Raw genomic sequence first — 19,528 nt, forward strand, 5'->3', positions numbered from 1 at the left:
CCTACCCCGGATCCCCTCCCGGCACACGCCGTGAACCCGGTCACGTTCCCGCTGGGTAATCGATCGGTGTTGCAGCAGCACGAGGAGCGGAAGCAGGGCGTATCCGGTCATCACCCACTGGCGGAAACACTGGCGGAAACACAGCCAGGACCGGCCGACCGCCTTCCGGCTCCCTTGTCCCACGCGTACGGTGCTGCCCCGTCTCCGACACGAGAGGGGCACCATCGTGAAGGCCATGGACAGACGCACCGTGCTGCGCGCGGGAGCGGGGGCGGGGCTCGCCGCGGGCTTATGGGCGCCGGCGGGGCGGGCGACGGCGGCGGCACGCCCGGCGGCGCCGAAGGATCCTGACTGGGGTGCTCTCAAGAAGGCGCTCGGCGGCCGGTTGTTCCGCCCGGGTGACCCCGGTTTCTGGCCGCTGAACCTGCCGTCCAACCACCTCTACGCCAACCGGATCCCGGCAGGAATCGCCTACCCGCGGACCGCCGGAGAAGTGACCGCGACGGTCCTGTGGGCCGCGGCCAACAAGGTTTCCCCGGTTCCACGCAGCGGCGGCCACAACTACGCGGGCTACTCGACGACGAACGGCGGCCTTCTGGTCCACCTGGGCGGCATGCGCAAGGTCACGCGGAACGGCACCACCGTCACGGTCGAGGCCGGAGCCCGCAACGCCGACGTGTACGCGGCGCTCAAGGACACCGATCTGCTGCTGCCCGGGGGCCGGTGTCCGGACGTCGGCGTCAGCGGGCTGGTCCTGGGCGGTGGCATCGGCCTGGCCACGCGTGCCTACGGCCTCAGCTGCGACAGTCTCACCGACACCACCGTCGTGACGGGCGAGGGGTACACCGCGCGCTGCAACGACAACAGCAACGCCGAGCTCTTCTGGGCGTGCCGCGGAGGGGCGGGCGGCAACTTCGGGATCAACACGTCGTTCACGTTCGACCTGCACCGGGTCCGGCAGGCGACGGCCTGGTACGACCTGTCATGGGACTGGAAGGACGCGGCGCCCGCGCTGAAGAGGCTCGCGGAACTGATCGCGGACCCCCGGTACCGGAAGAACCTCACCTGCCAGTTCGGTCTCCGTACGTCCGGCGAGACGCGCGTCTACGCCCAGGGATTGTTCTTCGGCTCCGAGCAGACCCTGCGGAAGCTCGTCACCTTGCTGCGGCCGGGCAGGAGCCTCACCGGCGCCGCCGGGATCTGGGAGTGCATGCACCGCTTCTACGAGACCTCGTCGGGGGACCCGTACCTCTCCAGCTCGATCGTGGCCGGACAGGATCTCGGCGCACCCCTCGTCGACGAGCTCGTCGACTCCCTCGGCAGCTGGAAGTCCGCCTCCCCGGCCTCCCGGGCCACCGTTTCCTTCTTCGCGATGGGCGGCGAGGACACGGCGCTGCGCCCGGCGGACACCGCGTACGTCCACCGTGACGCCACGTTCATCGTGGACCTGGCAACGTACTGGTCGGACACCGACCCGTCCTGGGTGGCCGACGCCAACCGGCACCGGCTCCAGGGGCTCTACCGCGTCCTGAGTAAGACCCTCGGCACGGACGCCTACCAGAACTTCCCCGACCCCGGGCTGAGCAACTGGCAGACGGCCTACTACGGCCGGGACAACTACAAGAAGCTGCAGCGGGTCAAACGCACAGTCGACCCCGACAGGCTGTTCACGTACCCGCAGGGCATCGTTCCCACCCCCTAGCGGGAGCGTCCGCGCACGGCCCCCGGACCGCGAACCCGGGGGCCGTCACCCGTCAGCCGAGGCGCCGCACCAGCGCCCGGTACTCGTCCCACAGCTCCTTCGGGGTGTGCTCGCCGAAGGTGTTCAGGTGCTCGGGGATGAGCGCGGCCTCCTCGCGCCACACCTCCTGGTCGACCGTGAGCAGCAGGTCGAGGTCCTCGTCGGAGATGTCCAGGCCCTGGGTGTCGAGCGCCTCGCGGGTCGGCAGGATGCCGATGGGGGTCTCGACGCCTTCGGCGCGGCCGTCGAGGCGGTCGACGATCCACTTCAGGACGCGGCTGTTGTCACCGAAGCCCGGCCACACGAACCGGCCGTCCGCGTCCTTGCGGAACCAGTTCACGTAGAAGATCTTCGGGAGGGCGGCCTGGTCCCGGCCCTTGCCGACCTTGATCCAGTGGCCCATGTAGTCGCCCATGTTGTAGCCGCAGAACGGCAGCATGGCGAACGGGTCGCGGCGCAGCTCGCCGACCTTGCCCTCGGCGGCGGCGGTCTTCTCGGAGGCGACGTTGGCGCCGAGGAAGACGCCGTGCTGCCAGTCGAAGGACTCGGTCACCAGCGGGACGGCGGAGGCGCGGCGGCCGCCGAAGAGGATCGCCGAGATCGGCACGCCCTTGGGGTCCTCCCACTCGGGCGCGATGATCGGGCACTGCGCGGCGGGCACGGTGAAGCGGGCGTTCGGGTGGGCGGCCGGGGTCGGTGAGGCCGGGGTCCAGTCGTTGCCCTTCCAGTCCGTGAGGTGGGCGGGCTGCTCCTCGGTCATGCCCTCCCACCACACGTCGCCGTCGTCGGTGAGGGCGACGTTGGTGAAGACGGAGTTGCCCCACAGGGTCTTCATGGCGTTGGCGTTGGTGTGCTCGCCGGTGCCGGGCGCGACGCCGAAGAAGCCGGCCTCGGGGTTGATGGCGTAGAGGCGGCCGTCCTCGCCGAAGCGCATCCAGGCGATGTCGTCGCCGATGGTCTCCACCGTCCAGCCGGAGACGGTGGGCTCCAGCATGGCGAGGTTGGTCTTGCCGCAGGCGGACGGGAAGGCGGCGGCGACGTACTTGGACTCGCCCTGGGGCGGGGTGAGCTTGAGGATGAGCATGTGCTCGGCGAGCCAGCCCTCGTCGCGGGCCATCACCGACGCGATGCGCAGGGCGTAGCACTTCTTGCCGAGCAGGGCGTTGCCGCCGTAGCCGGAGCCGTAGGACCAGATCTCGCGGTCCTCGGGGAAGTGCGAGATGTACTTGGTGGAGTTGCAGGGCCAGGGGACGTCGGCCTCGCCCTCGGCGAGCGGCGCGCCGAGGGTGTGGACGGCCTTGACGAAGAAGCCGTCGGTGCCGAGCTCGTCGAGGACGGCCTGACCCATGCGGGTCATGGTGCGCATGGAGACGGCGACGTAGGCCGAGTCGGTGATCTCGACGCCGATGGCGGACAGCGGGGAGCCGACCGGGCCCATGCAGAAGGGCACGACGTACATGGTGCGGCCGCGCATGGAGCCGCGGAAGATGCCGCCCTGGTCGTCCTTGCCGGAGAAGACCTCCCGCATCTCGGCGGGGGCCTTCCAGTGGTTCGTCGGGCCGGCGTCCTCCTCCTTCTCGGAGCAGATGAACGTGCGGTCCTCGACGCGCGCCACGTCGCTGGGGTCGGAGGCGGCGTAGTACGAGTTGGGGCGCTTGACCGGGTCGAGCTTCTTGAAGGTGCCCTTGGCGACGAGCTCCTCGCACAGGCGCTCGTACTCGGCCTCGGAGCCGTCGCACCAGACCACGCGGTCAGGCTGGGTGAGGGCGGCGATCTCGTCGACCCAGGAGATCAGCTCCTGGTGCTGGGTGGGGGTGGTGGGAGCCGCACTGATGCGCGCCACGATCGCTCCGTCCCGCCGGAAACCACGCTGCCCCGGCGTAGAGGTTGAGGGTTGAACGGACCCGTTCGGTGCTCGGCGCACCAGGAAGCCCGCTTCGTCGTTGTCTGCCCCTTGGGGGCTGCGACCCAGACGCTTCGTGACCGCTCATCCGGTGCCGCCCGCACTCATTTGATCATCCGACTCCGTTTACGTTCTGTCCAGGGGGCACTCCCGTGACCATCGCCACGTGATACTGATCCGTAACTTACGGTGGCGTAGGTAGCATGTCGGCCATGACTCCCGCGCCCGACGCAGCGCCTCCCGCGCTCCCCGCGCCCGCCGGTGGCGCGGCCGCAGCAGCCCTCCCCACCGATGCTGCCCACTCCGCCGCCACCCCGCTCGCCGAGCCGCCGATCCCGGCCAAACCGCGCCTGCGCGGCTGGCTGCACGCGGGGATGTTCCCCGCCGTGCTGATCGCCGGCGTCTTCCTGACCGCCCTCGCCGACAGCACCCGCGGCCGGATCGCCTGTGCGGTCTACGTCCTCACCGCGGGATCCCTCTTCGGCATCAGCGCCCTCTATCACCGGGGTAACTGGAGCCCGCGCGTCAACGCGGTGCTGCGCCGCCTCGATCACGCGAACATCTTTCTGATCATCGCCGGTACATACACTCCGCTTACGATGCTGCTGATCCCCGGCGGCCGGGGGCAGGTCCTCCTTTGGGCCGTCTGGGCGGCCGCGGCGGCGGGCATCGCCTTCCGCGTCTTCTGGGTGGGGGCCCCGCGCTGGCTCTACACCCCCTGCTACATCGCGATGGGCTGGGCCGCGGTGTTCTTCCTGCCCGACTTCCTGCGCAAGGGCGGCATCGCCGTCCTCGTCCTGGTGGTCATCGGCGGGCTGCTCTACAGTGCGGGCGGCGTCATCTACGGCATCAAGCGGCCGAACCCGTCGCCGCGCTGGTTCGGCTTCCACGAGGTCTTCCACTCGCTCACGCTGGCGGCGTTCATCGTGCACTACGTCGGCATCTCGCTGGTGGCGTACACGCACGCCTGAACCGCCCCGCCCTTCCCGGACATGGCCGCGACCGCACAGGTCGCGGCCATTTTCGTGCGCTGCCCCACCGTACCGAAAGGGACTCTTGATTGACAGTGCCCATCTTTTGAGAGTTACTATCATTCGACTCCAACTCTCCCCTCGGAGGTGTGCCATGAGCACCCGGCCCGACCCGCGCCGCTGGTGGGCGCTCGGCGCCCTCGTCGCCTGCATGCTCGTCCTCGGCTTCGACGGCACGATCCTCAACGTGGCCCTGCCCGCGATGGCCGCCCAGCTCGGCGCCGACACGGCCGAGCAGACCTGGATCGCCGACTCCTACCTCGTCGTCTTCGCCGCCCTGATGCTCCCCGCGGGCCTGCTCGGCGACCGGTTCGGGCGCCGCCGGATGCTCCTCGCCGGCCTCGGGATCTTCCTCGCGGGCTCCCTCTTCGGCGCCTTCGTCACCAGCCCCGCCCAGGTCATCGCCGCCCGCGTCGTCCTCGGCGCCGGCGGGGCGCTGATCATGCCGCTCGCCCTGTCCGTGCTGCCCTCGCTGTTCCCCGCGGAGGAGCGCTCCAAGGCGCTCGGGGCCGTCTCCGCCGCCTCCGCGCTCGGTATGCCGCTCGGCCCGATCGTCGGCGGCTGGCTGCTCGACCACTTCTGGTGGGGCTCCGTCTTCCTCGTCAACGTCCCGCTCGTCCTCCTCGGCATAGCCGCCTGCCTCTTCCTGCTCCCCGAGACCCGGGACCCCGCCGCGCCGAAGCTGAGCCCGCTGTCCACCGTCCTCACCGTCACCGGCCTCGCCGCCCTCGTCTCCGGCGTCAACGAGGGCCCGGCGCGGGGCTGGACCTCGCCCCTCGTGATCGCCGCGCTCGCCGCGTCCGCCGTCCTGCTCGCCGCGCTCGTGCTGCGCGAGCGGCGCGCGGCCCGGCCCGTCCTGGACGTCTCGCTGCTGCGGCACCGCGCGTTCCGGTGGAACACGCTCGCCGCGGCCCTGGTCACGTTCGCCCTCACCGGCCTGCTGTTCGTCGTGCCGCAGTACCTGCAGACGGTCCAGGGCCGGGACGCCTTCGGCACCGGGCTGCGGATGATGCCGATGATGGGCGGCCTGCTCGTGGCCTCCCGCGCAGCCGGGCCCCTCGTCAAGCGCCTCGGGTCCCGCGTGGTCATCCCCGGCGCGCTGCTCGTCCTGGCCGTCGCCGCCCTGCTCGGCAGCCGTACGAACGTCCACGACGGCTACGGGTTCGCCGCCGTGTGGCTGACGCTCGCCGGCCTCGGGTTCGGCCTCGGGATCATCCCGGCCATGGACGGCGCGCTCGGCGCCCTGCCGCGGGACCGCGCGGGCAGCGGCTCCGGCCTGCTGATGACACTGCGTCAGCTCTCGGGGGCGATCGGCGTCGCGGTCCTCGGCAGCCTGATCGCCGGCTCGTTCGCCGGCCGGCTCGACACCCACGCCCTGCCGCCGGCCGCGGCGGACGCCGCCGGCGACTCCGTCGTCGCCGCGCACGCGGTGGCCGCGCGGCTCGGCGACACGGCCCTCGCCCGGTCGGCGGACGCCGCCTTCGTCCACGGCATGGACCTCGCCCTGCTGGTGTGCGCCGCAGGAGCCGTCGCCGCCGCGCTGCTCACCGCCGTCCGCCTGCCCGGCAGGCCCCCCGCCACGGCCGCCGCGGCGGGGACCCGCGAAGCCGTGGGGGCCGATGCCTGAGAATGCAGCCATGGCCTCCGCAGAAACCCCCTCCGCCGCGCAGCCCGGGCCCCGGCTCGGCCTGCGCGAACGGAAGAAGATCCAGACCCGCCAGGCGATCCGCCGCGCCGCCTACCGCCTCTTCGAGCAGCAGGGCTACGACGCGACGCCCGTCGACCGGATCGCGGAAGCCGCCGACGTCTCTCCCAGCACGGTCTTCCGCTACTTCCCCACCAAGGAAGACATCGTCCTCACCGACGAGTACGACCCGGCGCTGGAGGCCGCGATCCGTGCGCGACCGGCGGAGGAGCCGCCCGTCGAGGCCATCCGGCAGGGCGTCATCGTCTCGATGCGGGACATCGTCGCCCGCGACATGACCGAGTTCCGCCAGCGGGCCCGGCTCATGCGGGAGGTGCCCGCACTGCGCCGCCGCGCGGCCGAGGGGATGGGCGAGTCGGGACACATGCTCTGCGGCGTCCTGGCCGAGCGCACGGGACGGGCCGCGGACGACATCGAGCTGCGCATCGTCGTCACCGCGGTCTTCGCGGCGATGAACGAGGCGCTCATGTACTGGGACGAGCGGGGCCAGACGGAGGACATCGTCACGCTCATCGAACGCACGCTGGACGTCCTGGGCCGCGGCCTGACGCTCTGAGCCTCGCGGCGGGCGATGCGGGCGATGCGGGCGATGCGGGCGATGCGGGCCGTGCGGCGATGCCGGCCATGCGGCTATGCGGGCGTGCGCCACGCACGGCCTGCAGCCTGCGGCCTGCACGGCACCGCCGGGCTCCACCGTCGTGGTTGCGCACCGCGGCGGCGGATTCAAGGGCCTGCGAGCCCCTTGCCCCGGCCAGGAGAGGCCGCCGCGAACAGGCGCAGCCGCACCGCGGATCCAAGGGGCCGGGCCCCTTGACCGGGTGGTGCAGCCGCATCCTTCCTCCCGCCGCGACGGCGGTCGGCCCCGGCGGTGGTATCCGGCGGTGCCGGACTGCCTTTGCTCGTGCGGCACTGCCGGGGCGGCGGATTCCGGGGGCCCGGGTCCCCGGCCGGGGGTGCAACCGCATTCCGTCGTCCCGCCGCGACGGCGGCCGGCGCCGAGGGCGGTATCCGGCGGTGCCGGACTGCCTCAGCTCGTGCGGCACTGCCGGGGGCGGCGGATTCCGGGGGCCCGGGTCCCCGGCCGGGGGTGCAACCGCATTCCGTCGTCCCGCCGCGACGGCGGCCGGCGCTGACGGCGGTGTCCGGCGGTGCCGGACCGCCTCAGCTCGTACGGCACTGCCGGGGCGGCGGATTCCAGGGGCCCGGTCCCTGGCCGGGGGTGCAACCGCATTCCGTCGTTCCGCCGCGACGGTGGTCGGCCCCGACGGCGGTATCCGGCGGTGCCGGACCGCCTCAGCCCGTGCGGGAATCGCTCAGCTCAAGCGCAGCGTGAGCGTTTCCGGGTCCGTCGCCGGCGCGTCGCACACGAAGCCCCGGCAGACGTACGCGACCGCCCGACCGTCCGCCAGGGGACGGTTCGCCAGCAGCGGCACCTCCACCGCGGTGGGATCGTCCGCGGACGGCGGCGCGCCGACGGCGACGGCGAGGCCGGGGGCCGTGGACAGCAGGGCCGTGCGGTGGAGGGCGGCCGTGGCCGGGTCGTCGGCCAGGCCGACGACGGCGACCTCGCGCGGCCCGTCGAGCAGCGCCTCGGCCACCGCCAGGCCCCAGCTGATGAAGCGCGGCGCCCGCGGGCCCAGCGCCCGGACCACGCCGAGCGCCCGCTCGGCGGCCTCGCGGTGCGCGGTGCTGCCGGTGTACGCGGCGTACGTCAGCAGCGCGCCGCAGGCGGCGGTCCAGCCCGACGGCGTGGCGTTGTCCGTCGGATCCTGGGGGCGCCGGATGAGGGTCTCGGCGTCGTCGGCGGTGTCGAAGAGAGCGCCGTCCGGGCCGGTGAAGCGGGCGAGGACGGTGTCCAGCAGGAGGCCCGCGAAGTCCACCCACACGCCCTCGCCGGTGACGGCGCCGAGCGCGAGGAAGCCCTCGGCGACGTCCGCGTAGTCCTCCAGGACGCCCGCGTGGGCGCCGGCCGTGCCGTCGAGGGAGGTGCGGAAGAGCCGCGCGTGCCAGTCCATGTGCGTACGGACGAGCAGGTCGGCGGCGTCGGTGGCGGCCTGGACGAGGTCCGGCCGGTCGAAGAAGGCGCCGGTCTCGGCCAGCGCGGCGATCGCCAGCCCGTTCCAGGCGGCCACCACCTTGTCGTCACGGCCGGGCCGGGGCCGCTGCTCGCGCGCCGCGAGGAGCCTGCGGCGCACCGAGTCGAGCTTGCCGGCGTCCAGGAGCCGTTCGGAGTCGGGGAGCTGGAGGACCGAGGCGCCCTCCTCGAAGGTGCCGTCCTCGGTGACGCCGAAGTGGGCCGCGGCGAGCAGCGCGTCCTCCTCGCCGAGCACCTCGCGCAGCTGCTGCGGCGTCCACACGTAGTAGGCACCCTCCACGTGCCGGCCGCTGCCGTCGTCGCTGTCGGCGTCCAGCGCGGACGCGAACCCGCCCTGCTCGGTGCGCAGCTCGCGGACCAGGAAGTCCGCCGTCTCCAGCGCGACGCGGCGGGCCAGCTCGGAGCCCGTGGCCCGCCACAGGTGCGCGTAGGCGCGGCAGAGCAGGGCGTTGTCGTACAGCATCTTCTCGAAGTGCGGCACCACCCACTCCGCGTCGACGGAGTAGCGCGCGAAGCCGCCGCCCAGCTGGTCGTAGATGCCGCCCCGGGCCATCGCCTCGCAGGTGGCCTGCGCCATCTCCAGGGCGCCCTCGGAGCCCGTACGGGCGTGGTGGCGCAGCAGGAACTCCAGCGTCATGGACGGCGGGAACTTCGGGGCCCCGCCGAAGCCGCCGCGGACCGCGTCGAACTCGCGGGTCAGCCCCAGCAGGGCCGCGCCCAGGTCCTCGGCGGCGGGCGGCTGTGCGGGCGCGCCCTTCTCCGCCGGGACGCCGAGGGCGAGCGTGCGCTCGGAGAGGTCGCGCACGATGCGGCCCGCGACCTGCCCGACCTCGTCGCGGCGGTCCCGCCACGCGGCCCGCACGCCCTCCAGGACCTGCGGGAAGCCCGGCATGCCGTGCCGGGGCGCGGGCGGGAAGTACGTGCCGAAGTAGAACGGCTCGGCCTCGGGCGTGAGGAATACCGTCATGGGCCAGCCGCCCTGGCCGGTCGCGGCCTGGACGGCCTCCATGTACACGGCGTCGACGTCGGGCCGTTCCTCGCGGTCGACCTTGACGGCGACGAAGTGCTCGTTGAGGAGCGCGGCCGTGGCCTCGTCCTCGAACGACTCGTGTGCCATCACATGGCACCAGTGGCAACTGGAATAGCCGACGCTCAGCAGCACCGGCACGTTCCGGCGCCGGGCCTCGGCGAAGGCCTCGGCCGACCACGGCCACCAGTCGACCGGGTTCGCGGCGTGCTGGAGGAGGTAGGGGGACGTCTCGTGCGCCAGGCGGTTGGGCATGGGCCCATCCTTGCGCACGGGGTGCCCTCCCGGGCGGGTGGCCATGGGGCCGTGTCCGCCCGCGGGGGTCGGCCCCGGCGCACCACCCGGTGGCAGGCGCGGGTCCGGCACGGCCGGACGACTTTCCGCCATGGCGGACCTTCCGCCGCGCGGGCGCAGTCCTGCGGTGCGGGCCGGTCCGGCACCGCAGGACCCCGCCGGCGTGGCTGATCGCCGTTGCGGCGGGACGATCCCTTCCGCCGCAACGGTGCGAAGTCCGGCGGCGGCTTCCGGCGGTGCCGGACCGCCTCGGCCGTCAGACCGTGGGGCTGGCCTTGTCACCCGGCACCGCGCCGGAGGCGTCCGGTTCCTCGACGAAGTCCACCCGCTTCATGTGCCGGTTCATGCTCTTCATCAGGAACCACACCGCCACGCCGATGACGGCGAAGACGATGAAGCCGAGGACACCGGGGGTGACCTTGTTCTTGTCGAGTTCTTCGGCGAGCGGCACCAGCTGCGTGGCGGCGAGGGAGCTCATCATGGGGTCAATTGTTGCGGATGCCCGCGAAGAGGTCGTCCTCGGGGAGGGACGTGCCGACGAGAGACTTCGCCAGCTCGTACTCCTCCGTCGGCCAGATCTCCCGCTGGAGGTCCAGCGGCACGCGGAACCAGCCGCCGTCCGGGTCGATCTGCGTGGCGTGCGCGATCAGCGCCTTGTCGCGGATCTCGAAGAAGTCGCCGCAGGGCACGTACGTGGTCAGGGTGCGCTCGCGGCCCATGGTGTGCCAGCGCTCCAGCCACTCCCCGTACGGGGATTCCATGCCGCGCTCCAGCAGCGCGTCGTGCAGCGCCTGGGTGCGCGGCCGGTTGAAGCCCTGGTTGTAGTAGAGCTTCTGCGGCTGCCACGGCTCGCCGGCCTCGGGGTAGCGGGACGCGTCGCCGGCCGCCTCGAAGGCCACCATCGAGATCTTGTGCGTCATGATGTGGTCGGGGTGCGGGTAGCCGCCGTTCTCGTCGTACGTGGTGACCACGTGCGGACGGAACTCGCGGATGAGCCGCACCAGCGCCTCCGCCGCTTCTTCGACGTTCTGCAGGGCGAAGCAGCCCTCCGGCAGCGGCGGCAGCGGGTCGCCCTCCGGCAGACCGGAGTCGACGAAGCCCAGCCACTCCTGCTTGACGCCCAGGATGTCGCGCGCCTCGGCCATCTCCTTGGCGCGGACCTCGTGGATGTGCTCCTCGATGTAGGGGTCGCCCTGGAGCTTGGGGTTGAGGATGGAGCCGCGCTCGCCGCCCGTGCAGGTGGCCACCAGCACGTCCACCCCCTCGGACACGTACTTGGCCATCGTGGCCGCGCCCTTGCTCGACTCGTCGTCGGGGTGGGCATGCACGGCCATCAGTCGCAGCTGCTCAGTCAAGGCTCGATCCTCAGTCACTGGTCATGGCCCGTCTTATCGGTGTGTCGGGGCGCCTCCTATAGTGACCGAAGCGGGAGGGCGTTTCATTCCTGTTCTCCCGAGCGGCACCGACCCGGAGGAAAGATCATGGCTGCGGCACGCGAAGGGCTGCCCGACGGTCGCTACGGCCGCTCGGCGGACACGCGCGCGGACCGCAAGCTCAAGGTCGTCGGCGCGGTGCTGGGCGCCGGACTGCTCGGCGTGATCGCCTGGTCCGGGATCCACTACATCACCAAGTCGGACGTGACCGGCCAGCTCCTCCGCTCGAAGCCGGTCTCGGACGACACCGTGCAGGCCGTCGTGGAGATCCGCAAGGGCAAGGACCAGACCGGCGTGTGCACGCTGCGCTCGCTCGGCGCCGACGGCTCCGAGGTCGGCCGCAAGGACGTCACGCTGGACCGCCGCGAGGAGCACTTCACCGAGTTCGTCGTCATGCGGACGACGCAGCACGCGGCGGCCACGGAGCTTGAGGGCTGCCGGGCGACGCCGGGGCGCTGACGGGCGACGGGTGACGGGCCCGGGCGAACGCCGGCGTGCTGAAGCAGGGGTTCCGTCGGCCGGGCGCCACGCGCCGCAGCTGATCCGATACGGAGTGCAGTCACCTGCCTGACCTGCATTGACGCGATTCTTGCGTGATTTCTCCCGTTTACTTCTTCCCCCTCTCCGGACCCAATTGTTAGGCTCGTGGTTTCGCCCCGCTTTGAAGGTGCACCCTTCTGAGTAGGGCGTTCATTTGTTATCGCGATGTATCCCCAAGCATTCCCCAGTACCGACGAGGAGCACCTGTGACCCAGACCAGCGACAACGTCACCTGGCTGACTCAGGAGGCGTACGACCAGCTCAAGGCCGAGCTGGAGTACCTGTCTGGTCCCGCTCGCACCGAGATCGCGACCAAGATCGCGGCCGCCCGCGAGGAGGGTGACCTGCGAGAGAACGGCGGGTACCACGCGGCCAAGGAGGAGCAGGGCAAGCAGGAGCTCCGCGTGCGCCAGCTCACCCAGCTGCTGGAGAACGCGAAGGTCGGCGAGGCCCCGGCGGCCACCGGCGTCGTCGCGCCCGGCATGGTGGTGACCATCGCCTTCGACGGCGACGTGGACGACACCCTGGACTTCCTCCTCGCCTCCCGCGAGTACGCCAGCTCGGACATCGAGACGTACTCGCCGCAGTCCCCGCTGGGCTCCGGCGTCAACGGCAAGAAGATCGGCGAGGACGCCCAGTACGAGCTGCCGAACGGCAAGAAGGCCATGGTCCGCATCCTGGAGGCCAAGCCGTACACCGGCTGACCAGCTGACCAGCTTCACGGGCTGACTGCTTCACCGGCTGACCGACGGCCGGGTCGCGCGGTACGTGTCGCAGGGCGTCGCACGCGGCGCACGAAGGCCCTCCCGTCCCCTCTCAAGGGGGCGGGAGGGCCTTCGCCGTGCTCGGGGGTGTCCCTCGGGGCGACACGCCGCGCTCAGGCCGTCGCCATGCTCAGGCCGTCGCCGACCGGAACTTCCGCACCGCCAGCGTCCGGAACAGCGCAATGATCAGCACCGACCAGATCAGCGACGCCCACACCGGGTGCTGCATCGGCCACGCCGCCGGCACGGGATAGCCGTCCGGCAGGTTGCCGAACAGCTCGCGCGCCGCCTGCACCGTGGCGCTGAAGGGGTTCCACTCCGCGATCGTGCGCAGCACCGTCGGCATGTTGTCGGCGGGCACGAAGGCGTTGGAGATGAAGGTGAGCGGGAAGAGCCAGATCAGCCCGCCCGAGGTGGCCGCCTCCGGGGTGCGCACCGACAGCCCGATCAGCGCGCCGATCCAGGAGAAGGCGTAGCCGAGCAGGAGCAGCAGCGCGAACCCCGCCATGGCCTTGAGGACGCCTTCGTGGATCCGCCAGCCGACGATCACCGCCACGATCGCCAGTACGACCAGGGTGAGGGCCGTCTGCACCAGGTCGGCGAGCGTGCGGCCGGTGAGGACGGCGCCGCGGGCCATGGGCAGGGACCGGAAGCGGTCGATGAGCCCCTTGTGCATGTCGTCGGCGATGCCCGCCCCGGCGCCGGCCGTGGCGAAGGTGACCGTCTGGGCGAAGATGCCCGCCATGAGGAACTCGCGGTACGCGGCCGGGTCCGTGTTGCCGCCGACGGCGATCGAGCCGCCGAAGACGTAGCTGAACAGCACCACGAACATGATCGGCTGGATGAGCCCGAAGATGACCACCTCGGGGATGCGGATCATCCGGATCAGGTTGCGCTTGGCGACGACGAGGGAGTCGCGCACGGAGCGGCCGATGCCGCCGTGGACGCGGAGGGCGGCGGCTCTGGAGGCGGGGCTTCCGATGACGCTCATGACCTGACCTCCTGCTGCGCGCCGGGATCCTCGGTCGGCTCGGCCGTCCCCGCCGTCCCTCCCGTCCCCGCCGTCTCGTCGGCATCCGCCTCCGCGGCGTGCCCGGTGAGCGAGATGAAGACGTCGTCCAGGGTCGGGCGGCGCAGGGCGATGTCGTCGATCTCGATCCCGCGGCCGTCGAGCTCCCGGATGACCTCGGCGAGCAGCTTCGCGCCGCCGGAGACCGGCACGGTCACCCTGCGGGTGTGCTTCTCGACCGAGGACGTGCCCTTGCCGAAGCCGCGCAGGACCGCGTCGGCCGGAGCGATGTGCTCGGGGCTGCGCACGACGACCTCGACGCGCTCGCCGCCCGTTCGGGCCTTGAGCTGGTCGGAGGTGCCGCGGGCGATGACCCGGCCGTGGTCGACCACGCAGATGTCGTGCGCGAGGTGGTCGGCCTCCTCCAGGTACTGCGTGGTGAGCAGGAGGGTGGTGCCGCCGGCCACCAGCTCCTGGATGACCTCCCACAGGCCCTGCCGGTTGCGCGGGTCGAGGCCGGTGGTGGGCTCGTCCATGAACATCACGGGCGGGCTGACGACGAGGGCGGCGGCGAGGTCGAGGCGGCGGCGCATGCCGCCGGAGTAGGTCTTGGCGATGCGGTCGGCGGCGTCGGCGAGGTCGAAGCGCTCCAGCAGCTCGTCGGCCCGCGCCTTCGCGTCGCGGGCGGACATCTGGTAGAGCTGGCCGACCATCCGCAGGTTCTCACGCCCCGTCAGGTATTCGTCGACGGCGGCGAACTGCCCCGAGAGGCCGATGGAGCGCCGGACCTCGTCCGGCTTTCTGAGGACGTCGATGCCCGCCACGGAGGCGGAGCCGCTGTCGGGTTTGATGAGCGTGGTGAGGACGCGTACCGCCGTGGTCTTGCCGGCGCCGTTGGGGCCGAGCAGTCCTAGAACGGTTCCTTCCGGTACGTCGAGATCGACGCCGTCCAGAGCTCTGACGTCGCCGAAGGTCTTCACCAGGCCTTCGGCGTAAATGGCGCCTGGCATGGAAGTTCTCCCCGCTGAATGACGTATTACCTGATTTTACGTTCGGTGGTGCGATCTCGCCCTGTGAATGCCGTTCCCCGCTTGTGCAGGGAAACGCGGGCAATGCGGGTCAATCCGTGCAGGGTGCGGAAGGGCAACACCCTGTCCTCGTGCGGGTGTCGGGGCTCGTACGGCCGTCGGGGCTCGTGCGGGTGTCGGGCCTCGTATGGCCGTCGGGCTTCGTACGGCCATCGGGCCTCGTGCGGCCATCGGGCTTCGTACGGGCGTCGGGCTTCGTACGGCCATCGGACCTCGCATGGCCGTTGTGCCTCGTACGGGCGTCGGGCTTCATATGGGGGCGGCACTCTCACCCGGCCATCCGGCCACCCGGTATCCCGCCTCCCGCAGGGCCGCGAACACCTCGTCGCAGTGCGCGGGCCCCTTCGTCTCCAGGTGCAGCTCCACTTCCGCCTCGGCCAGGCCGAGCCTCGGGTCGGTGCGGACGTGGCCGACGTCCAGGACGTTGGCGTCGGCGGCGGAGAGCACTTCCAGGAGCGCGGCAAGCGCCCCGGGGCGGTCGATCAGCCGCAGCCGCAGGCTCAGGTAGCGGCCGGCCGCCGCCATCCCGTGCCGCAGGACGCGCTGCAGCAGCAGCGGGTCGACGTTGCCGCCCGACAACACGGCGACGAGAGGTCCCTCGAACGAGTCGGGATCGGCCAGCAGCGCCGCCACCGGGCCCGCGCCTGCCGGCTCCACGACCATCTTGGCCCGCTCCAGGCAGAGCAGCAGCGCCCCGGCGAGGGCGTCCTCGGAGACCGTACAGACCCCGTCGACCAGCTCCCGGACGATGCCGAAGGGCACGTCCCCGGGGCGGCCCACCCGGATGCCGTCGGCCATCGTCACCGGCTCCGCGACCGCCACGGGGTGCCCGGCGGCCAGCGACGGCGGGTACGCGGCCGCGCCCGCAGCCTGCACGCCCACGATCCGGACGTCCGGCCGCAGCGCCTTGACCGCGGTCGCGATCCCGGCCGCGAGCCCGCCGCCGCCCATGGCCACCACGATCGTGCGCGCCTCGGGGCACTGTTCGAGGATCTCCAGGCCGACGGTGCCCTGACCGGCGATGACGTCCGGGTGGTCGAAGGGGTGGACGAAGACGGCGCCCGTCGCGCGGGCATACTGCCGGGCGGCGGACAGCGCCTCGTCCAGGACCTGTCCCCGCAGGCGCACCTCGGCGCCGTACGCGCGGGTCGCGGCGACCTTCGGCAGGGGCGCGCTCACCGGCATGAACACCGTGGCGCGCACGCCCAGGAGCGCGGCTGCCAGGGCCACGCCCTGCGCATGGTTGCCCGCGCTGGCGGCCACGACCCCCGCCGCGCGCTCCCCCTGCGAGAGCCCGGCGATGCGGGTGTACGCGCCGCGGACCTTGAAGGAGCCGGTCCGCTGGAGGTTCTCGCACTTGAGGCGGACGGGGGCGCCGATCAGGCGGGAGAGGTGGCGGCTGCCTTCCAGGGCCGTGACGCGGGTGACGCCCGCGAGGACCTTCCGGGCGCGCAGGACGTCGTCGAGGGTGACAGCGGGGGCAGCGGGCAGGCCGGGCCGGTCCGCCGCGCGTACGGCCATGAGGCCAGTGTGGCAGCCGGGCGGGCGGCCCGCGCACGGCTCCGGTGAGCGGGCCCGCGGTGGGTCCGAGGCTCGGTTTCGGCTCGCTTGCGGCTCGTTTACGTAACGACCTTACGTAACGACCGTCGTGACCGACGCATATCGTCCGGCCGATTCCGGTGCGCATCGCAGTGCATATCCATGCATACCGAGCGGATTGTCAGGCACCGCTCCAGCGGATTGTCCGCCACCGGCCCAGGGGCCCTCCGGGCCGCGTACTCTGTCCCCCAATCTTCCCTGCCCGACGCACGAAGTGAGCCCCAGGCCATGCCCACCCCTTCGGACATGACGACCGACATCGCCCCAGGTGTCCTCGACGCGCTCCAGCACCAGGTTGCCGTCTTCGCACGCCGCGCCGAACAGACGCGGCTCGGCGGCGTGGGACAGGTCCGCAACTCGATGGACCGCGCCGCTTATCTGCTGCTCAACCGCCTCGACCAGGAAGGCCCGATGGGCGTCAAGGCGCTCGCCGCCGGCATGGGCATCGACTCCTCGACCGTCACCCGCCAGGTGGCGCCGCTGGTCGACACCGGCCTGGTCAAGCGCACCTCGCACCCCGAGGACGGCCGTGCCGTGGTTCTCCAGCTCTCCCCGCGCGGCAAGGCGCGCCTGGAGGAGGTGCGGGCCTCGCGGCGCGCGCTGATGGCGCTGGTGACGGAGGGCTGGAGCGAGGGCGAGCGGGACGCGTTCTGCTCGCTGCTCACGCGCTTCAACACCGCGCTGTCCGAGGTGCACAACGCCCTGCCGCCGGTGACGCCGACGGCGTGACCGCACCGAAGAACGCGTCGAAGGACGCACTGAACATCGCACCGAGTAACGCGCCGAACAACGCATCGAGCAACGCGCTGAGCGCACCGTAGAACGCGCTGAAACGCACTGCGCCGGGCGGGCCGCGTAATGCGGCCCGCCCGGCGTAGGGGGAAAGCGAAGGACCGGCGAAGGACCGGCGACTAGCCCAGCGCCTGCGTGAGGTCGGCCAGCAGATCGTCGACGGACTCGATGCCCACCGACAGGCGGACCAGGTCCGCGGGGACCTCCAGCTGGGACCCGGCGGTCGACGCGTGCGTCATCAGGCCCGGGTGCTCGATCAGCGACTCCACGCCGCCGAGGGACTCGCCGAGGGTGAACACCTCGGTGCGGTTGCAGATCTCGACGGCCTGCTCCTGGCCGCCGGCCACACGGAACGACACCATGCCGCCGAAGGACTTCATCTGCTTGGCGGCGACCTCGTGCAGCGCGTGCTCGGGCAGACCCGGGTAGTAGACCTGGGTGACCTTGGGGTGGGAGACGAGCAGCTCGGCCACGCGCTCGGCGTTGGCGCTGTGCCGGTCCATGCGCACGGCGAGGGTCTTGATGCCGCGCAGCGTCAGCCAGGAGTCGAAGGGGCCGGCGACGGCGCCCATCGCGTTCTGGTGGTAGGCGAGCTCCTCGGCGAGGCCCGCGTCCGCGGTGATCAGCGCGCCGCCCACGACGTCGGAGTGGCCGCCCATGTACTTGGTCGTGGAGTGCACGACGACGTCCGCGCCGAGCGCGAGCGGCTGCTGCAGGTACGGGCTCGCGAAGGTGTTGTCGATGACCAGGCGGACCCCGGCCGAGTGCGCGACCTCGGCGAGGGCGGCGATGTCGCTGATGCCCAGCAGCGGGTTCGACGGGGTCTCGACCCAGATCGCCTTGGTCGAGGGCCGCAGGGCCGCGCGCACGGCGGCCGGGTCGGAGGTGTCGGCGACCGACCACTCCACGCCCCAGCGGCTGATCACCTTGGCGAAGAGGCGGAAGGTGCCGCCGTAGGCGTCGTTCGGGATGACCACGTGGTCACCCGGCGCCAGGAGCGTACGCAGCAGGGTGTCCTCGGCGGCCAGGCCGGACGCGAACGCCAGGCCGCGGACACCGCCCTCCAGCGCCGCCAGGTTCTCCTCAAGAGCGGTACGGGTCGGGTTGGCGCTGCGGCTGTACTCGTAACCGCCGCGCAGACCGCCGACCCCGTCCTGCTTGTAGGTGGACACCTGGTAGATCGGCGGCACGACGGCCCCGGTCAGCGGGTCCGGCTCCTGCCCGGCGTGGATGGCCAGGGTTTCGAAGGCATGCTGATCGCTCATTTTCCCGAGCCTAGTACTCCGCACACCCGAACACCCGTGTTCACTTGTAACCGGAGGATGAACGATCCGCGGATCCCGCGCGTTGTTCCTCACATAGCCGTACGCTGCCCCACCCACGTTCAGGACCGCTCATGGAGTTTCTGCTCATCATGCTGGCCGTCGTCGCGATCGGCGCCGTCCTCGCCGGGCCCGCGCTGCGCCGCCGGCGGGCCCGCGCCGGGCTGGCCGGCGGACCGCACGGACCCGGCCCGGTCGACGCGGCCGCCGCGCACGGCTTCCTGCCGCCCGAGCAGCTGGACGTCCGCCTGCCCGGCCCCGACCCCGAGCTGCTGGGCGCCGTCGAGGAGGCCCGCCGCACGCAGGACTGGAAGCCCGCCGCCGAGCTGCTCTCCCGCACGAACGACCCGGAGCAGCGCTGGCAGCGCGTACAGACGCTGGCGGGCGCGGCGGTCCGCGAGCTGGCCGGCGCACCGGGCACGGGCGGCCTGTGGCTGCGGCACTGGCGCGTGGTGGCCCCGGAGGACGCGGGCGGCGCGGCCGTGCAGGCCGAGTTCCTGGTCCAGCAGGCCCTGCGCGACCCGTCCTCGCAGGACTACCGCATGATCCTGGAGGAGGCCCGTACGGTCTGCGCGGAGGCCGCCCGGCTGGCCCCGGAGGATGTGGTGCCGCTGATCGTCGAGCTGGGCGTGGCGCGCGGCATGGGCGTGGGAGCCGCCGAGTTCCAGTCGGCGTGGGAGCGGGTCGCCGCCCGCGCCCCCCAGCACATGGGCGCCCACCTGGCCGCGCTGCGCTACTGGAGCGCGAAGTGGCACGGCTCCCGCGAGCAGGCCGACGCCTTCGCGCAGCGGGCGGCCGCGGGCGCGGCGAAGGGCAGCCTGCTGCCGGCGCTGCCGCTGTTCGCCGTCCACGACCACCTGCCCGACGTGAACGTCGTCCAGGGCCTGTACCGCAGCGAGGTGATCACCCGCGCGATCGAGGCGGCGCAGTACGCCGCCGTCCACGCCCCGTCCGACCACCCCGTCCTGCCGCACGTCCGCCACCTGCTCGTCTGGTTCCTGGTCAACGCCGAGCGCTACCCGGAGGCGATCGAGCAGCTGCGCCGGGTGGACGGCCACATCGGTGCGGTGCCGTGGTCGTACGAGGCGGATCCGGTCGCGGCGTACGCGGCGTACCGCGCGGTGGCGCTGGCGGGCGGGGAATCGCCGGGAGCGGCGAACCGTTGGCTGTAAAGCCGCGCCGTGC

General features: G+C 72.2%; 16 protein-coding genes. 8 read left to right on the forward strand and 8 right to left on the reverse strand.

Translation table 11 applies throughout. The features are described 5' to 3' along the window. Positions 1-235 precede the first annotated feature (235 nt). Positions 236-1,702, forward strand: coding sequence for an FAD-binding oxidoreductase (locus tag IF61_RS0118090; protein ID WP_157848624.1), 1,467 nt, complete (start codon positions 236-238; stop codon positions 1,700-1,702). A gap of 52 nt (positions 1,703-1,754) precedes the next feature. Here the strand turns inward: IF61_RS0118090 and IF61_RS0118095 are convergent, their stop codons facing one another. After that, entirely contained in the window at positions 1,755-3,584 is a 1,830-nt protein-coding gene (locus IF61_RS0118095; protein WP_030367460.1) for a phosphoenolpyruvate carboxykinase (GTP), read from the reverse strand. A 272-nt stretch (positions 3,585-3,856) separates the two neighbouring features. On the opposite strand from IF61_RS0118095, the gene trhA reads away from it, so the two are divergent. The 3 genes from trhA (at position 3,857) to IF61_RS0118110 (ending at position 6,936) form a co-directional block, all read left to right on the forward strand. Then, a complete protein-coding gene (gene trhA / locus IF61_RS0118100) occupies positions 3,857-4,615 on the forward strand; it encodes a PAQR family membrane homeostasis protein TrhA (RefSeq protein WP_030367461.1) in 759 nt (252 codons plus the stop codon). A gap of 154 nt (positions 4,616-4,769) precedes the next feature. Then, positions 4,770-6,302 carry an MFS transporter gene (locus IF61_RS0118105; RefSeq protein ID WP_043189667.1) on the forward strand — a complete coding sequence of 511 codons (1,533 nt, stop codon included), beginning with the start codon at positions 4,770-4,772 and terminating at the stop codon, positions 6,300-6,302. Between the two features lie 10 nt (positions 6,303-6,312). Next, positions 6,313-6,936 (forward strand): TetR/AcrR family transcriptional regulator, encoded by a 624-nt coding sequence (locus IF61_RS0118110; protein WP_030367463.1) that lies wholly within the window; start codon positions 6,313-6,315, stop codon positions 6,934-6,936. A gap of 757 nt (positions 6,937-7,693) precedes the next feature. On the opposite strand, the gene IF61_RS0118115 is transcribed toward IF61_RS0118110, so the two are convergent. The 3 genes from IF61_RS0118115 to mca form a co-directional block, all read right to left on the reverse strand. Beyond that, positions 7,694-9,757, reverse strand: coding sequence for a thioredoxin domain-containing protein (locus IF61_RS0118115; RefSeq protein ID WP_030367464.1), 2,064 nt, complete (start codon positions 9,755-9,757; stop codon positions 7,694-7,696). Positions 9,758-10,052: 295 nt separating this feature from the next. Beyond that, positions 10,053-10,277 carry a hypothetical protein gene (locus IF61_RS0118120; protein WP_030367465.1) on the reverse strand — a complete coding sequence of 75 codons (225 nt, stop codon included), beginning with the start codon at positions 10,275-10,277 and terminating at the stop codon, positions 10,053-10,055. 4 nt (positions 10,278-10,281) lie between these two features. Continuing rightward, a complete protein-coding gene (gene mca, locus IF61_RS0118125; protein WP_078660312.1) occupies positions 10,282-11,151 on the reverse strand; it encodes a mycothiol conjugate amidase Mca in 870 nt (289 codons plus the stop codon). 126 nt (positions 11,152-11,277) lie between these two features. Between mca and IF61_RS0118130 the strand changes: the two genes are divergently transcribed. Beyond that, entirely contained in the window at positions 11,278-11,688 is a 411-nt protein-coding gene (locus IF61_RS0118130; RefSeq protein ID WP_030367467.1) for a DUF4307 domain-containing protein, read from the forward strand. Positions 11,689-11,975: 287 nt separating this feature from the next. Further along, entirely contained in the window at positions 11,976-12,473 is a 498-nt protein-coding gene (greA, locus tag IF61_RS0118135) for a transcription elongation factor GreA (RefSeq protein WP_030367468.1), read from the forward strand. A gap of 190 nt (positions 12,474-12,663) precedes the next feature. Here greA and IF61_RS0118140 read toward each other — a convergent pair whose 3' ends face one another. The 3 genes from IF61_RS0118140 to ilvA all read right to left on the reverse strand — a co-directional run bounded on the left by IF61_RS0118140 (position 12,664) and on the right by ilvA (position 16,151). Next, on the reverse strand, positions 12,664-13,524 hold the full coding sequence (locus IF61_RS0118140; protein WP_030367469.1) for an ABC transporter permease: 861 nt from the start codon (positions 13,522-13,524) through the stop codon (positions 12,664-12,666). Beyond that, on the reverse strand, positions 13,521-14,552 hold the full coding sequence (locus IF61_RS0118145; protein WP_030367470.1) for a daunorubicin resistance protein DrrA family ABC transporter ATP-binding protein: 1,032 nt from the start codon (positions 14,550-14,552) through the stop codon (positions 13,521-13,523). The genes IF61_RS0118140 and IF61_RS0118145 overlap by 4 nt, the downstream gene beginning before the upstream one ends. A gap of 327 nt (positions 14,553-14,879) precedes the next feature. After that, positions 14,880-16,151, reverse strand: a complete 1,272-nt coding sequence (ilvA, locus tag IF61_RS0118150) for a threonine ammonia-lyase (RefSeq protein ID WP_030367471.1) — start codon at positions 16,149-16,151, stop codon at positions 14,880-14,882. 306 nt (positions 16,152-16,457) lie between these two features. Between ilvA and IF61_RS0118155 the strand changes: the two genes are divergently transcribed. Continuing rightward, positions 16,458-16,958 carry a MarR family winged helix-turn-helix transcriptional regulator gene (locus IF61_RS0118155; RefSeq protein ID WP_030367472.1) on the forward strand — a complete coding sequence of 167 codons (501 nt, stop codon included), beginning with the start codon at positions 16,458-16,460 and terminating at the stop codon, positions 16,956-16,958. A gap of 182 nt (positions 16,959-17,140) precedes the next feature. Here the strand turns inward: IF61_RS0118155 and IF61_RS0118160 are convergent, their stop codons facing one another. Then, entirely contained in the window at positions 17,141-18,286 is a 1,146-nt protein-coding gene (locus IF61_RS0118160; protein ID WP_030367473.1) for a cystathionine gamma-synthase, read from the reverse strand. A gap of 131 nt (positions 18,287-18,417) precedes the next feature. Here IF61_RS0118160 and IF61_RS0118165 point away from each other — a divergent pair, with 131 nt between their 5' ends. Continuing rightward, a complete protein-coding gene (locus IF61_RS0118165; protein ID WP_030367474.1) occupies positions 18,418-19,515 on the forward strand; it encodes a membrane protein in 1,098 nt (365 codons plus the stop codon). Positions 19,516-19,528: the final 13 nt, after the last annotated feature.

This window comes from Streptomyces roseoverticillatus, assembly GCF_000719265.1.
Lineage (GTDB): Bacteria > Actinomycetota > Actinomycetes > Streptomycetales > Streptomycetaceae > Streptomyces > Streptomyces roseoverticillatus.